Genomic DNA, 15,095 nt, shown 5'->3' on the forward strand with positions numbered 1-15,095 from the left:
AATAGTACTAACTATAATAATCAAAATTATATTATATAAACAATGTCAAATAGCTTTCAGTCGAAAATTTAGGTGTTTTATATGTGCGGAATAATCGGGTATATCGGAAACGAAAGGGCTTCAAAGATACTGTTAAACGGTTTGAAAAGGTTAGAATACAGGGGATACGACAGTTGTGGAATTGCAACTATTGATGAATACATTATACTTAAGAAAAATACTGGAAAGGTTTTAGAAGTATCAAAAAAAGAAAATTTTGAAGATATGACTGGATTTATTGGAATAGGACACAGCAGGTGGGCAACACACGGCGGAATTACAAAAAATAATGCACACCCACACTACGACTGCAGCGAAAAAATTTGCATTGCTCACAATGGAATCATATCAAATTACAGAGAATTAAAAGAATTGTTAATTTCAAAAGGCCATTTTTTCAAATCTGAAACTGACACTGAAGTTATCCCGCACTTAATTGAAGAAGAACTGAAAAATTTTGAAGAATTGAATGAAAATAACTATATTGAAGCAATTAAAAATGCAATTGGAAAGCTTAAAGGAACTTATGCACTTTTAATTTTAAATCAGGCTTTTCCAAAAACTCTAATTGGTGTTAGGAATGAAAGTCCACTTATATTGGGAATAAAAAATGATGAATGTTTTATTGGAAGCGATATTTCAGCATTTTTAGAATACACCAAACTTGCAATGCCATTAAATGATAAAGATATCGTAATTTTAAAAAAAGAAAACGATAAAATAGATATTGAAGTATTAAACGATGGAAAAAAGGTTGAAAGAGATACTATCGAACTTCAGTGGGACATGGAAAGTGCTGAAAAAGAAGGATACGACCACTTCATGTTAAAGGAAATAATGGAAGAACCTGTAATTTTAAAAAATTCAATGAAAATTTCAAAACCTGAAATTGAAAATCTTGCAAAAGAAATTGAAAAATGTGATAAAATATACATCACCGCAATGGGCACATCGCTTCATGCCGCAATGGTTGCGGAATACTGGTTTTCAGGATTAAATAAATTGGTTATTCCAATCGATTCATCAGAATTTTTAACGAAAGGAATTGTTGATGAAAAAACATTAGTTATTGCAATAACCCAAAGCGGCGAAACATACGACACTATGAAAGCGCTCAAATACGCTAAAGAAAAAGGTGCAAAAACTGCAACTATCGTAAATGTACTTGGAAGTACTGCAACAAGGGAAGCAGACATCACAATAATGATGGGTTCAGGCCTTGAAATTGCAGTTTGTGCCACAAAAACATTCATGTCTCAGCTTGTTATTTTATACAGGTTGTTCATTGAATACGGCAAAATTATTGGAAAAAATATGGAAATTTTTGAAAAAGAGTTACTAAATATTCCATGTTACGTTTCAAAAGTTTTAGATGAAAAAGAAAATATCTCAAAAATTGCAAAAAGATTAACTGCTAAAAACTACCTCTTTATTTCAAAAGGAATTAATCTTGCAAACGCCCTTGAAGGAGCCTTAAAATTCAAAGAAATAACATATTTGCACGCTGAAGGGATGAGCAGCGGATTTTTAAAACACGGGACTATTTCATTAATTGATGAAAATATGGATACAGTTGCATTAATTCCTCCTTCAAAATCGAATCTTTTAAGTTCTGTTCTCTCAAACGTGGAAGAAATAAAAGCAAGAAACGGCAAAATTATTGGAATTTCACCAGTTAAAACTAATTTAAAATATTCGATAAATGTTCCAGACGTAATCGAAGAAGTAAGTCCTTTTGTTTACGCAACCGCTTGCCAGCTTTTAGCATATTACAAAGCCGTTGATTTAAAAAGAGATGTAGATAAGCCGCGAGGGCTTGCAAAAAGTGTTACAGTTGAGTAATTCTTTTTAATTTTTTCTTTTTTTCAATATCTACACCCATATTTTCTTCGAGCTCTACCATTTTTGGCGGAAGTTCATCCCATCTCCAAAAGCCCCTCAATACCTCGCTTTCAGGGAAATATTTTTTAAGATATTTAACCCATCTTTCGAAATAATCCGGATAAAGGTCTTTTACCCTTAAAAATTCACTGTTTAATGCTGAAGGGCATAAATAACAGCCGATTCTTTCAAATCCTTTATCATACATCGGGTTATACAAAATATCGTTTGAAAATATGTAACTCCAGATATCAAGCGAATTCCAGTCGAGAATTGGAAATACATTCGTCTGAAAGTCGATAAACCCGCTTCTTCTTTCGTAATCCAAATTTGCACGGGTGAAACTTTCGTATTTTCTTGAACCATCAATCGTGAGAACTTTTTTGTTTCCGTATTTCTTTTTTAAGTATCTTTTTAAAGGCATGAGTTTACACGCGCTGTTGCACCATCGATTGTCTTTTGTTGGAATGCCTTCTTTTTCAAGATTATCCCAGAAATTATCGCCATCTACGGTATCCAAATTTATATCGTATTTTTCTGCAAAATCTTTTACATAATTTAAAGTTTCAGGATATTCTAAGCCGGTATCAATAAATACAACGTCTAAATCAGGGATAACTTCTTTTGAAATTAAAGTGCACACTGCACTGTCCTTTCCACCGCTAAATGAAGCATTTATCGCGTATCCTTTTCTCTTGTATTTGTCAACAGCATCTTGAAGAATTTCTATTGAATTTTCAACCATTTCATCAAGATTTTCCTTGTTTTCTTTTAAATAATCTGCAATTTTTTGGAAATCAAGTTCTTTTCTTTTCGAAAGGTCTTTTAATTTTATCCTGTCATCCTTTCTAACGCCGACTCCTAAAAAATCCCCGATTTTAACCCCGATATACTCGAAATCATCTTTTAAAATTTCGTTTAATTCTTCAGGGTTTTCCAAAAGCTCTTCTTTAATGTATTTTCCCTTAAGCCTTTTTTTAGTATATTTTAATGAAATTTTTGGGTCTTCAATTACATAGTAAAGAGGAGATGGAATGAACTCCCATTTTAAATTCAAAAGGTCAAATTCAAGTGTTCCAATCTGGTCATTTGAAACATAAACCCGTTTTCTATAATCCATTCCAGAAAGCTTTTCTAAAAGGATTAAATCGTCTTCCTGAAAGTTTTTACCGGTTAATTCATTTAAAATTTTTATTTCATAAGGCGATGCAAATTTTGTGTCTTCATTGAACATAGATTTTACCTGCAAATCATTGATAATATTATATTTTTCATTGGTTTAAATTATAATTTTTCTTCGAGATATTTAACAAAATCCCCTATTTCTGGAATATACGCACCACATGCGAATTTGTGTCCTCCGCCACTTCCACCAACTTTTTTGGAAGCGTAGTTTATCGCAGTCGCAAGATTTATATCTTCTGCAAATGATAAAAGCTTTGGACATCTTGCTGAAACCTTGTAGCCGCCATCCGTTTCAGAAACTGCAAAAATTGGCTTTTTCCAGTCAACCTTTTCAAGGGAATAACTCATTCCAGCAACAATTCCGACAATATTTCCTTTTATCGCGTTTTTATCGACTTCAAAATACTGGAAATTTTCTTTCTGTACTATTTCAACATCATTTCTTAAAAAATCCATCGAACTTGCAAGATTTCTTTTATGCCTTTTAAGCATTTTAAGCATTTTCTGGTAATTTTTATCCCTATCTCCTTTTAAAACTTCGAGAGGAACATCGTATTCATCGTACCTTGAACACCCGTTTATACAGGTTGAAAATTCTTCAAGATTTTTCAGGTTTGATTTTTTTTCTTCAGTTGTTAACTCGTAGCTTTCCCCAAAAATAACTTTTGGAAGGTGTATCCGCCAGGCAGGAGGAATATATCTGCTGCATTTATGTAAAAACTCACTGCCCATGATTTTTTTCTGATCAAACGTGAGGTCGCACAGGTAATCTTTTGGAATTATATCGGTTCCGTGCTTTCTGTTTACATTGTTTATAAAGTTAATTATTCGAGAATCGTTATCGGTAAGATCGGTCCTTACATCTGTAAAATACTTAATCGAAGTAAAAAGCGGTCTTGTATGCTTTCCATAAAACTGTAAATCGGGGCTTACTGAAATATCTCCAGCATCAATCGCGTCTCTTAAAATAATATCCCTGTTCAATCCAATTAAATTTCCTTCAAGGCTTTGAACGTCTCCAACAGCACCTAAAACGGCATATTTTGCAAGGTCAGTAAATCGGGGGTCACATATTTTTGAAAAAAGGTAGCATACCCCTGCACCGCAGATTTCTCTTCCACCGTCAATTCCATCGTTGTGGGGGTTTACATTTATAATATTTTCCGGAATTTTTTCATTTGAAACTATGTGGTGGTCCAAAATAATTATTTTTGGCGTTTTTGATGTTTCTTTTAACTTCTCAGTTATTAAATCAATCTGACCGCTTCCAAGGTCTGCAAATATTATCAAATCATTATCAAACGGAATTGTATCAATTGTTCCGTAATCAATCTGTCTTAAAAATAGAAATTCCGCTTCAATATTTAATCTTTCGAGAACCTTTTCTAAAATAATTCTTGAGTTTATTCCATCTGTATCGATGTGAGTACAGACTAATATCTTTTTATCCCGATTTTTTCTAAGTAACTTAACTGCTTTCTTTAAATTAAATAAATATTCCATTATAGCACCGTTATCCAAAATACAATATAAATCATGGGATTAAACCCCAAAACTCATGAGAGTACTATTTATATATTATAAAATTAATATATTTGTACAATCGACCCTTAAAAACCATAGCAGGAATATTTATGGATTATCAGATATTACTCCTTGTACTAATTTCCGGTATAATAGGTTATGTATTCACGAAAATATCAAAGTCCATGACCGGATACTACTTGGTTCTTTTATTGATGTGCAGTATCAATGCTTATGTACTTTTAGAAATAGCGTTGAGAACGTTGAGTACAGACATTATTATCCCAGTTATAGGGTTTTCAATTGCTACAATGGTTGTATTTGAGATTTCAAGAGCATACTTTGATAACTCGCTAAGTATCGATGCTTCAAGTTTCCAAGGCCTTCAGGAATTTGGTCTTGAATATTATATCGCGATTGTTTTATTTTACTCTGCGCTGTTATTCGTATTTTTATTATATATCATACCATTAGGATACCTTAGCATGCTTTACGTGGCAGTGATTATGCTTATTACTTCATTTGAACTCATTGGAAGTAGCATTGTTCGTTACTGGGCATTTGAACTCTATATGGTACTATATTTAATTTTAATAGTTGGATTAATATTATTAAATTTAATAGAACTTGATTATTATACAACAATACTTGGCCCATACCTGTTTATTTTATTATATTATTCAGATATGAGGTCATTTATAAAAAAGAAGGCATCGGGAAGAATTTCCAGGAAAAGGAAATTTTAAGATAAGTTATAAATCATGTATCTCTAAATTTTTAGTTTTTGTATCATATATAAAAAATCCTGTTGAAGACGGATTTACAATCAAAGTATTTCCAATTTTATCGATACATCTGCTTTCATGAACATGACCGCAAACGCATAATATTGGCTTAAATTCTTCAACGATTTTTCTAACGGCAATACTTCCTACGTGACCAACATCGCACCTGTCTGCCATCGTATCTTTTGGCGGAACGTGCACCAATAATATAAAATTATTTTCGATATCTTTTTTTTCGTATTCATCTAAAATTTTGATAAACCTGTTGTAAAGTTCTTCCTCGGAATATTCGTTTGGACTACATATAGGTGTTTTATTCGAACCCCCAAGCCCGATAAAAATAGTATCGTTAAATTTAACGATTTTTTCATCGATATTCAAGCCAGAATTTTCCATTTTTTGTTTTACATCAGAATTTTCCCAGTTTCCAGGAACTAAAAAAACTTTCACGTGATTGTTTAAATTTTTTAAAAAATCAATAATCCTTGTATCCCCTTCACAAATTAAGTCTCCGGAAATCAAAAAAACATCAGGTTTGTATCTTAAAAGATTATCAAAATTAATTATGCGGTCATGTAGGTCAGTTAATCCAATAATTCTCATCAAATCACGAAAAAAGTGGTATTTAAAGTAACTATGACATATCTGACAATTTTGATGTAGCATTCGTTATCGCATCAGCAAGCGCCTGCGTGGTCTGGTTTGTTGAGTTTGTAATCTGTCTTCCCGTGTTGCTAACATTTGTTGCGTAGAAGTATGCTGCTACTGCTGCTACTGCTACTGCTGCTGCAACGAGGATACCGAGTTCCATTGATATTTGACCTTTTTTAGACGTTAATTTCCCTAAAAATTTCATGCTATCACGTTCAAATCCTTTTCTTTGAATAGTTATATAACTTCAACAATATATACGTTGTCTTTACCATACAATATTTTAAAATACGCTTTATCCTTAAAAAACTCACTGCAAAATTCACCAATTACTCCAGAAACGTAAATATACCGAATATTATTCATTTTACACACATTTGTGTAGTTATATGGATCGTTGCTGTCGATAAACTTTGCAAGTGCATATATCGTTGTATTTCCAATTGAAAAATCCCCACTTGAAAATTTTGAGTAATAAAAAACAGGTTTATTGCCTGTGTATATCGGTAAAAATTGTCCTGCATCTTCTCCAAAATTTAAAAACGTTTCATTTGAGATATTATTCAAATTAATCCATTCAAAAGCATTTAAATCAGCTTCTGAAACCACATACTGCTCTTTTAAATAATCTGGAATTATAGTATAGTTTGCATAGGCCGAAGAAAAAATAACAAGTGCAGTAAAAATAACAAATCCTGCCCGGTAAGTCCTTTTTTTAATACTTTTTACGATTGAATAAACTCCAAACCCGTAAAACATGGGCATAATTACCTGAATATTGTACATCATCCTGTTTGACGCGTACATCGTGTTAAAAAAAGGTATGTTGAGGTGGATAAATTCGCTATTTATCAAAATAAAAAGCAAAAATATCGGGTATACCAATAAATAGTAAACTTTATTTTTATAAAGTCCATAAATTCCAACTAAAAAAAGATATGTCAAACATAACGATATTAAAAATGTAAATCCATTGTCGAGTGCCACAGTATATACTGGGTGTTTCGTAAAGAGGTAAAATATTCCAAATCCTGCAAAAATGTTATGAATAATTATATTTAACGGTTCGGAAATGATATTTGAAGATTTACTGTATGAAACAATATCTTTTGACATATTTTTTGAAATTAACAGCAACGATGCTATTGCGGGAATACTTGAGAAAATAAAATAGTTTTTCAGAGTGTTATAGTTTTTATTTATCATTTCAAATATCGAAATTGATAAAATAAATAAAATCAGCATCAAAACGGGAATCGGGTGGGTATAAATCATAGAACTTAAAACAAAAGAAAAAACATATAGATATGTGCTGTCTCTTGAATTTAAATATTTAATTAATAAAAATACTGAAATTAAAAATAAAGAATAAGCAAGATAATTTGGATACAGTACATATATACTCCCGTAAAAAACACTTCCTGCGATAACAAAAGGTGCTGTAAAATACCCAAGTCCCGGTTTTAATGATTCCCCGACTAAATAAAACCCAATTACCATTAAAACTATCATAAAATATATTAAAAAATTAAATGCATCTGGAATGCCATTTACCTGATTTGAAATAAAATATACCAAAGAATGAAATCCTGATGGGTATTTAACGTAATTTACGTAAGGAATTTCAGTTGTTTTATAAAATAAACTCTTTTCTTCAATTATTGCTTTTAATTTATAGCTGTGGTACTGGGTATCACTTTTATTTAACGGATTTTCAGGAAATATCATGAAACCTTCAAAAACTGCCAGTATAGAAATTAAAATTATAAATAAAACTGAAATTTTATTTATTTTTATACTTTTAAAAGAAATTCTTTTTAAATTAAAAATTGTTAAGAAAATTAATGGAATAATGTAATAAATTTTAATTAATGGAATACTAAAAACAGACATTACATATGACAAAATAATAACATATGAAATTGATAAAAAAGGAGTTGTAAACAATTTTTCTTCATTTTTTAATGGATTTAGCAAGTGTATCAATATTAAAACTATTGATAAATAGAGTAAATCCAAAAAATCACCAAAAAAAGAATTAAAAAGAAATTATGTAAATGTAATGTCTCCTATTGCATCAGTTGCACTTGTTGCAATGCCTGTTAAGTTGCCTGTTGTTGATGCAGCTGCTGCTCCAGTATCAGCTTGAGCATTTTTAACGTTTGTTGCGTAGAAGTATGCTGCAATTGCTGCTACTGCTACTGCTGCTGCAACGAGGATACCAATTTCCATTGATACCTGACCTTTTTTTGATGTTAGTTTTTCTAAAAATTTCATTTAACCACCTGAACAGTGTTATAAGTTCAATTACTCATATATCTCATAGTATATATAAATTTATTTATTTAAGTCTGGGCATAATATAAAAATAAGAGTATATATGCACAAAAACAATGAATAATAGTATTAAAAAAAGTGGAAGTACTGGGATTTGAACCCAGGTCCAGGGATTTCTCCTGCATCGGGCTTTAGTCCACGCAACAAACATGTGTCTGTGCGCCTTAAAAATCCTTAGATTCCTAAGAAGGCCATATAGGCACTTGGAGTCCCCGATGATAGACCAGACTACACCATACTCCCAATGCACATTATAAGAATAAAAAAAGATATATATATAATTTACTGTTAAATTTGTATTTTTAAATAATGTCCTTTGTTTACGATTTTATTAATTAATACAACAGTTTGAAAATATGATCGATCTCGCTTTTGAAATAGTTCTCCCAATAGCATTTGGAATTATAATAGGTTATATACTTAAGAATGCATATAGTAACAACTGCTTTGTATTAATTGGATTTTTTACAGGAATTATTGTAACTGCATTCAGGCTCTACAAATTTATGAAAAAACACCAAAAACAATTGACCGAAAATAAAAAACGAAAATGAGCCCTAAGGTGAGACTTTGGAATTAATTGTAAAAGAAGAATCAAAAACGGATTATAATTATGGGTCAGACCCCTACAAGAGAGACATAAAAACACTCCTAAATACTGGGCTCGTTGTAATTGATAAACCATCCGGACCAACATCCCACGAAGTTGCCGCATGGGTTAGAAACATGCTAAATTTAGTTAAAGCTGGTCACGGTGGAACCCTTGACCCAAAAGTTACAGGAGCACTTCCAGTAGCTCTTGGAAACACGACAAAATGCGTTCCAATCTGGCACATCCCTCCAAAAGAATACGTGTGTTTGATGCATTTACACGATGATGCTAAGTTTTCAGATATTGAAAATATTTTTAAAGAATTTACTGGAAGAATTCATCAAAGGCCACCTTTAAAAGCCGCAGTTAAAAGAAGCCTAAGAATTAGAAAAATCTACGAAATTGAGATTTTAGAAATCGATGGACGAGACATTTTATTTAGAACAAAATGCCAGTCTGGAACGTATCTAAGAAAACTTGTAGATGATATGGGTGAAGCTCTTGGAACCTCTGCACACATGCAAGAACTTAGAAGAACCATTAGTGGACCATTTTATGAAAATGAAGCTGTTTATTTACAGGATTTACTTGATGCATATATATTCTGGAAGGAAGACGGAAACGAAGAAGAATTAAGAAAATTAGTAAAACCTCTTGAATATGGATTACAGCACCTTAAAAAAATAATTATAAAGGATAGCGCAGTTGATGCAGTATGCCACGGAGCTACACTTTATTCTTCAGGTGTTTCAAAAATTGAAAAGGGAATTGGAACTGATGAAGTTGTTTTAATTGAAACGCTAAAAGGAGAAGCTGTTGCAGTTGGAAAACCGCTCATGAATACAAAAGATATGTTAAAAACCGAAGAAGGCGAAGTTGTAGAAATAACGCGTGTTATAATGGAACCAGGAATTTATCCGAGAATCTGGAAAAAAAGAAATAAAAATGATAAAACTAAACCGGAATCAAAGAAGAACTAAATAACGGTGAATATTATGAAAATTATAATTGACGAAAATTACTGCAAAGGCTGCGATATCTGCATTGAAGTGTGCCCTAAAGACGTTTACAAAAAATCAGAAACACTTAATAAAAAAGGAATATATCCTCCAAACCCCATAAATCCAAAAGAATGCACAAACTGCCAGCTCTGCATATTACAGTGCCCGGACCAGGCAATTACGGTTGAAACTGAAGAATAAATGTGAAAAAATGCTTGCAATTGCAACAAAGCTGACTAAAATCAATTATGATTATGAAAAATTGCTTGAAATAAACAGAAATGTTTCAAAATCTTTTGATTATCACGTTATAGATGCTGAAACTACTTTGTTAGACGAAAGTATTCTTGAATATTTGAAAAAAGCAGTTTTAACTGTTCAAAGTAAACGAATGGATTCTTTTGAACTTTTAGAAAAATATGCTTCATATGATTTTGATATATGCGTTGTTCTTGGAAATCGCGCATATCTATCAGAAAAAGAAGCGAATTTCCAAAAAACAAGGATTATAGATATTTTAGAAAAGGCAGTAACTTATAAAAATAAAATTTGGGTTGGAACTGAAGGCGTTGAAAATATTGTGAAAAATTTTATCGAAAAAAACGATTTAATTTCTTACTATGTTTATGGCTGTGAAAATCCTGAAATTTCATCTAAAAAAGCAATTTATATACCATATGTTGAAAAAATGGATGAAAATATCTTAAATTCTATGAAAAACTATCTTGGAAGGCGTGAAAATTATCACGGAAACTGGCAAGATTTCATAGTTTCACTTGAAAATTTGAAAAATGAAGATTTGAATAAATTTAAAGACCGTATTATCGTTGGATATCCAATAAATCAGGACTATGAAAATATTTTAAACTTTAAAAATAAATTTTTGGGAAAATAACTTTTTTTATTTTTTTATCGCATTCATGAACCTGTGTTTTATTTCAGTTGGAACGAGATTTATGTTTGGAACGTTTTCGTTGTGAGGTCTTGCTTTTGCAACAATTACTTTTGTACCAGATTCATTTAATGCAAGTTTAACTGCATCCCTAAGCTGTTCTTCATTAAATACGCCAATTGAATCTATTCCACATGCTTTTGAAACTTGGTATAAATCGGTACAGGTTGAATGAGTTTCCTGATTTCCAGTTGATCCGTAAGCGCAGTTGTCAACAATTAACAGTAAAAAATCTTTTGGAGCGGTTTTTCCAATTGTTGCAAGAGAGCCCATGTTCATCAGTACTGAACCATCACCATCGATTGCAATTACCTTTTCATTCACCGAAAGTGCTAATCCATGTCCGATGGATGATGACAAACCCATCGATCCTAACATGTAGAAGTTTTTTTCCCTGTCGTTAATTTTAAAGAGTTCTTTACTTGGAATTCCGATGTTACAAACAACTATTTCATCGGTCACGTATTCCATTAAAATTTTAATAATTTCATATCTCGTAAGTTCCATACTATTCCCCGTACTTTTGAATTATTTTTTTTAAATCGAGTTTTCCATTGTGTATCGTAGTTCCAATCAAAACTCCAGAAATTCCAAGTTCCTTTGAAATTTTTAAATCATCCTCAGATTTAATTCCGCCGCCAATGTATATTGGATTATCGGTTCTTTCCAATATATTTTTTATTAATTCTACGTTAATTCCTTTTTGAGTTCCAACTGATGAAATATCTAATATTATTAAAGGCGTTTTTTTATCGATTTCACTTAAAATTTCATCTAAATCATAATTTAAAAGTTTTCCATTCTTAAAATCAAGACTTAAAATAATATTTTCTTCTTTTAAAATTGAAATATCGTTTAAAGTTTCAGTTCCCAATATGGCCATTTCAGAGTATTTTTTAGCGTTTTCTAAATCTTTTTTATCAGTAACTCCAAAATCAACAATTTTAAATATATTTAAACTTTTTACAATTTCAAAATTGTCCCCAGTACCCATTATCGAGTTTAAATCTGCAATATATACTTTTTTTGCCCCATTTTCTTTGTATTTTTTAATTACATCAATAGGATATGAAGACTCGCATAACACAGATTTTAGGGAGACGTATTCTTTTCTGTTTCCGCTTTTTCCAGAAACTGCTAAACCATTCATTAAATCAATAACCGGTATAATTTCCATAAAAACACCTGTAATATAAATAATAACTAAATCTAAAAATGAACTTTCAAACTTGTAAATTATATAATTTTTCTATGAGTTATAAATTAAAATAGATTTTTCAAAAACCGAACTAATTTTGAAATAAATAATTTAAAAAGAGATTTTTGTTGAAAGGTCCAAAAATGGTTTCCGTTCAACGAGTTATTTTCTTCAGTCGTAGGATACCGAAATTTAATTATTTCATTTCGTCGACCTTTTTGATCAACATTTTCATTATTTCTGCATCGGAAAGCATTCCTTCAGGAGCTTCGATGACTTTTCTTAGTTCGATTGGAACACCGTCCATTCTGTAAGCAGTTCCTGAAACTTCGAGTCCAGTTATTGCTGGAGGAAGTACAATATTAGAAATTACAGATGATGGAGTTTCGTGAGGATCGATACATACAAGCGGGATTTTTGCCATGTGCTGTACTGCTTTTTGAGGGAAGTGTGCACCTGCATCTGATGCAACATTGATCATCATGTCGGTGTCTCCTCTCTGCAATACATCGTTTGAAGCAGTTTCTCCAGGATTGTATCTTGGGTATCCTCTTGAGAAGTCTACACCGTATGGGTATCCTGTAACCCAGGTTGAAACCTGGTTGAATCCGTTAACGTTGTAGTGTCCTCTCATTGGAGTCAATACAAACTTAGTATATGCATTCATATCAATTACAAACTGAATAGCATTGTCAATAATTCTGTGTTTTCCCCTGCTCATCGTTACACCCATCGCAAAGAAGAGTGAACCGAACTGGGCATTTTTACAGATATCAACTGCTTCGTAGATGGTTTCCGTTGGAACACCAGCTACTTGTTCAGCTTCAATATTAAATCCTTTTGCTGCAGCTCTAAGAGCACTTACAAGCTCATAATCCTTATGAGGCTCCACTTGGAGGTGAATGTCAGCGAGTTTTGCAGTGTCCGTTTTTCTTGGATCTACTACAATCATCTGTCTGTCTTGTCTTCCCCTTTCCCTGAAGAATCCTCTTGGAAATACTGAGTACCTGCTCATGTGTCTTGGGTGAGCATGCATTGGGTTTGAACCCCAGAACAAGACAACGTCTGCTCTGTTTTTAGTTTCTCCTAATGTTGAAACAGGGTATCCTACATCCTGTACGGCTAAAAGCGAAGGCCCGTGTCAAACACTCGCGGTGTTATCCACAATAGCTTTCGTTTTTTCAGCCAATAATACACCTAATTGTTGTGCATGGCATTCTGCAGAACTCCACCCGTAAATGAGTGGTAACTTTGCTTCGACGAGTAACCTTGCGGTTTCTTCTGTCGCAGTCTCGTAGTCAACCTTTTTAAAGTCATCTTTCTTATTTTCCCTCATGAGAGGGGATTCATGTCTTACAGCGCCCTCGAAGTGCATAAATTTTGCATTTCCGATTCTGCATGCATTTCTGGTCCCAACTATATGGTTGTGTTCTACAAGAACTTCGATATCATCGCAAAGAGTTCCACAGAATGGACATACGACATTTTTAAACACTTCCACTTTTATCACCCAAAAAAATGGGAATGGTTATTTCAATGTTAATGCTTCTTTTTTGGTTTTGTTACATGCTTCGATACATTTCAAGCACATTACACAGTAACCTTTGAGAGGCATTTTGTCATCACCGGTAAGTTCCAGTGTTTTCTGTGGACATACGTCTACACATTCACCGCATTCATTACATAATGCAGGGCTGAATTCAACTCTCGTGTATTCCTTACCTTCGTGAACCACTTTGCCCATTTTTAAAGCGCCAGTTGGACACTTCATTGCACAAGCACCGCATCGAATGCACATTGCGAATTCGTTTGCTTTTTCGGTTTTTTTCTTTGAAGGTAATTCCAATCCTTTCGGATTAACTACTTTTATTGCACCTGTTGGACACTTCAATGCACAAGGTCCGCAGTATGCACATTTATCTTCCAACCAGACTAAACCTTCGTCAGTAACTGGTTTTGCGCTTGCATATTCAACTTCCAAGCTAATAACTTCAACTGGACAGCTTTCTACACAGAGTCCACATGCAGGACATGCAACTGGTAATTTAACACCTAAAGCTTCACCCTTGTACTCAATCATTGAACCAGGACATGCTTCAACACATTTTTCACAACCAATACATTCTTCCTCATTAACTGTGAAAGATTTGATTGTTTTTTGTCTTTTTTGAGGCAATTTTCCCGCTACAAAGATTGCGTTCCATGGACAGGTTTGTGAACATACAGTACAGTATATACACTTGTCTGTGTCAATTACTGCGATATCTTCAATGGATATTGCATCAACCGGACACTCTGGAACACATACGCCACAAGCTACACAGTCTTTTGTAACTGCGATTGGTTCTTGTGGAATGATTACTTCTTTTTTAGGCTTTTCAGCTTTTCCAGGAAGTGATATTATTTCAGCAGGGCAGATATCAACACATTTTTCACAGAGAACACAGTGTCCTTTGGAGTATGGGAATCTGTCATCTACTTTTTTGATTCCTTGAGGGCATGCTTTTGCACATGCTCCATCTAAATCACATTTACTTCCATTGAAAACTAATTTTCCATCTTTTACAACTAATGCCCCTGTAGGACATGCAGTAGCACAACTAAAGCACTGGATACACGTCTTGAAGGGGGCAATCTCTATTGCCTCTGTCGGGCATGCCTTTGCACAGGCATTACACACAAGGCAAGCATCCTCTTGAATAGATATTCCTGCCAAATGACAACCCCCGAAAAATTTTTAAAGGTATGGGGCCTTCTATTGAAGGTTTCTCTAGCCTCCCGTTTTGGGTTCGGTTAGAGAATTTTTATTCTTCTTTTTTGACTTCAAGGAGAACTTTTCCTTGTTCGTCTTTTACAATCATGTGCGCTGCACATGAATATCATGGATCGTATGCTCTTAGCACGATCTCGATCAAGTTTAATTTTGCCTCGTCTACCATCTTTACCACCG

Annotated in this window: 17 protein-coding genes and 1 tRNA gene; 6 read left to right on the forward strand and 12 right to left on the reverse strand. The window is 33.0% G+C overall.

The window, feature by feature from the left end:
- The first annotated feature begins 81 nt into the window (after positions 1 to 81).
- Positions 82 to 1,881 carry a glutamine--fructose-6-phosphate transaminase (isomerizing) gene (glmS, locus tag ACS5L2_RS08100; protein ID WP_459201499.1) on the forward strand — a complete coding sequence of 600 codons (1,800 nt, stop codon included), beginning with the start codon at positions 82 to 84 and terminating at the stop codon, positions 1,879 to 1,881.
- Here glmS and ACS5L2_RS08105 read toward each other — a convergent pair.
- Both ACS5L2_RS08105 and recJ read right to left on the reverse strand, forming a co-directional pair.
- On the reverse strand, positions 1,868 to 3,154 hold the full coding sequence (locus ACS5L2_RS08105) for a phosphoadenosine phosphosulfate reductase domain-containing protein (protein ID WP_459201500.1): 1,287 nt from the start codon (positions 3,152 to 3,154) through the stop codon (positions 1,868 to 1,870). The two genes, glmS and ACS5L2_RS08105, sit on opposite strands and share 14 nt — an antisense overlap.
- Before the next feature lie 50 nt (positions 3,155 to 3,204).
- The gene (recJ, locus tag ACS5L2_RS08110) at positions 3,205 to 4,608 is read right to left on the reverse strand and encodes a single-stranded-DNA-specific exonuclease RecJ (RefSeq protein ID WP_459201501.1); all 1,404 of its coding nucleotides are present in this window, start codon (positions 4,606 to 4,608) and stop codon (positions 3,205 to 3,207) included.
- A 131-nt stretch (positions 4,609 to 4,739) separates the two neighbouring features.
- On the opposite strand from recJ, the gene ACS5L2_RS08115 reads away from it, so the two are divergent.
- Positions 4,740 to 5,375: a hypothetical protein gene (locus ACS5L2_RS08115; protein ID WP_459201502.1), complete on the forward strand. Its 636-nt coding sequence runs from the start codon at positions 4,740 to 4,742 to the stop codon at positions 5,373 to 5,375.
- A 6-nt stretch (positions 5,376 to 5,381) separates the two neighbouring features.
- On the opposite strand, the gene ACS5L2_RS08120 is transcribed toward ACS5L2_RS08115, so the two are convergent.
- The 5 genes from ACS5L2_RS08120 to ACS5L2_RS08140 form a co-directional block, all read right to left on the reverse strand.
- Positions 5,382 to 6,017, reverse strand: coding sequence for a metallophosphoesterase family protein (locus tag ACS5L2_RS08120; RefSeq protein ID WP_459201503.1), 636 nt, complete (start codon positions 6,015 to 6,017; stop codon positions 5,382 to 5,384).
- Positions 6,018 to 6,048: 31 nt separating this feature from the next.
- Positions 6,049 to 6,270 (reverse strand): class III signal peptide-containing protein, encoded by a 222-nt coding sequence (locus ACS5L2_RS08125; RefSeq protein WP_459201504.1) that lies wholly within the window; start codon positions 6,268 to 6,270, stop codon positions 6,049 to 6,051.
- Positions 6,271 to 6,302: 32 nt separating this feature from the next.
- A complete protein-coding gene (locus ACS5L2_RS08130) occupies positions 6,303 to 8,084 on the reverse strand; it encodes a DUF6541 family protein (protein WP_459201505.1) in 1,782 nt (593 codons plus the stop codon).
- A gap of 30 nt (positions 8,085 to 8,114) precedes the next feature.
- Complete coding sequence (locus ACS5L2_RS08135) at positions 8,115 to 8,342, reverse strand: class III signal peptide-containing protein (protein ID WP_459201506.1); 228 nt, start codon at positions 8,340 to 8,342, stop codon at positions 8,115 to 8,117.
- A gap of 139 nt (positions 8,343 to 8,481) precedes the next feature.
- Positions 8,482 to 8,645 (reverse strand) — tRNA-Trp (locus ACS5L2_RS08140).
- 113 nt (positions 8,646 to 8,758) lie between these two features.
- Between ACS5L2_RS08140 and ACS5L2_RS08145 the strand changes: the two genes are divergently transcribed.
- From ACS5L2_RS08145 to ACS5L2_RS08160, 4 genes are read left to right on the forward strand one after another with little or no spacing between them, the layout of a single operon-like run.
- A complete protein-coding gene (locus ACS5L2_RS08145; RefSeq protein WP_459201507.1) occupies positions 8,759 to 8,956 on the forward strand; it encodes an AtpZ/AtpI family protein in 198 nt (65 codons plus the stop codon).
- Between the two features lie 16 nt (positions 8,957 to 8,972).
- A complete protein-coding gene (locus ACS5L2_RS08150) occupies positions 8,973 to 9,974 on the forward strand; it encodes an RNA-guided pseudouridylation complex pseudouridine synthase subunit Cbf5 (RefSeq protein WP_459201508.1) in 1,002 nt (333 codons plus the stop codon).
- 15 nt (positions 9,975 to 9,989) lie between these two features.
- On the forward strand, positions 9,990 to 10,196 hold the full coding sequence (locus ACS5L2_RS08155) for a 4Fe-4S dicluster domain-containing protein (protein WP_459201509.1): 207 nt from the start codon (positions 9,990 to 9,992) through the stop codon (positions 10,194 to 10,196).
- A gap of 10 nt (positions 10,197 to 10,206) precedes the next feature.
- Positions 10,207 to 10,890: a DUF7388 family protein gene (locus ACS5L2_RS08160; protein ID WP_459201510.1), complete on the forward strand. Its 684-nt coding sequence runs from the start codon at positions 10,207 to 10,209 to the stop codon at positions 10,888 to 10,890.
- A gap of 6 nt (positions 10,891 to 10,896) precedes the next feature.
- Here the strand turns inward: ACS5L2_RS08160 and comE are convergent, their stop codons facing one another.
- The 5 genes from comE to vhuU all read right to left on the reverse strand — a co-directional run bounded on the left by comE (position 10,897) and on the right by vhuU (position 15,084).
- Positions 10,897 to 11,454 carry a sulfopyruvate decarboxylase subunit beta gene (gene comE, locus ACS5L2_RS08165; protein WP_459201511.1) on the reverse strand — a complete coding sequence of 186 codons (558 nt, stop codon included), beginning with the start codon at positions 11,452 to 11,454 and terminating at the stop codon, positions 10,897 to 10,899.
- Between the two features lies 1 nt (position 11,455).
- Positions 11,456 to 12,124 carry a HisA/HisF family protein gene (locus ACS5L2_RS08170; protein WP_459201512.1) on the reverse strand — a complete coding sequence of 223 codons (669 nt, stop codon included), beginning with the start codon at positions 12,122 to 12,124 and terminating at the stop codon, positions 11,456 to 11,458.
- 217 nt (positions 12,125 to 12,341) lie between these two features.
- Positions 12,342 to 13,646 carry a formylmethanofuran dehydrogenase subunit B gene (locus tag ACS5L2_RS08175; protein WP_459201513.1) on the reverse strand — a complete coding sequence of 435 codons (1,305 nt, stop codon included), beginning with the start codon at positions 13,644 to 13,646 and terminating at the stop codon, positions 12,342 to 12,344.
- A 27-nt stretch (positions 13,647 to 13,673) separates the two neighbouring features.
- On the reverse strand, positions 13,674 to 14,861 hold the full coding sequence (vhuB, locus tag ACS5L2_RS08180; protein WP_459201514.1) for a F420-non-reducing hydrogenase associated-polyferredoxin VhuB: 1,188 nt from the start codon (positions 14,859 to 14,861) through the stop codon (positions 13,674 to 13,676).
- 88 nt (positions 14,862 to 14,949) lie between these two features.
- Positions 14,950 to 15,084 carry a F420-non-reducing hydrogenase selenoprotein subunit VhuU gene (gene vhuU / locus ACS5L2_RS08185; RefSeq protein ID WP_011171637.1) on the reverse strand — a complete coding sequence of 45 codons (135 nt, stop codon included), beginning with the start codon at positions 15,082 to 15,084 and terminating at the stop codon, positions 14,950 to 14,952.
- Between the last annotated feature and the right edge of the window lie 11 nt (positions 15,085 to 15,095).

This window comes from Methanococcus mangrovi, assembly GCF_054506835.1.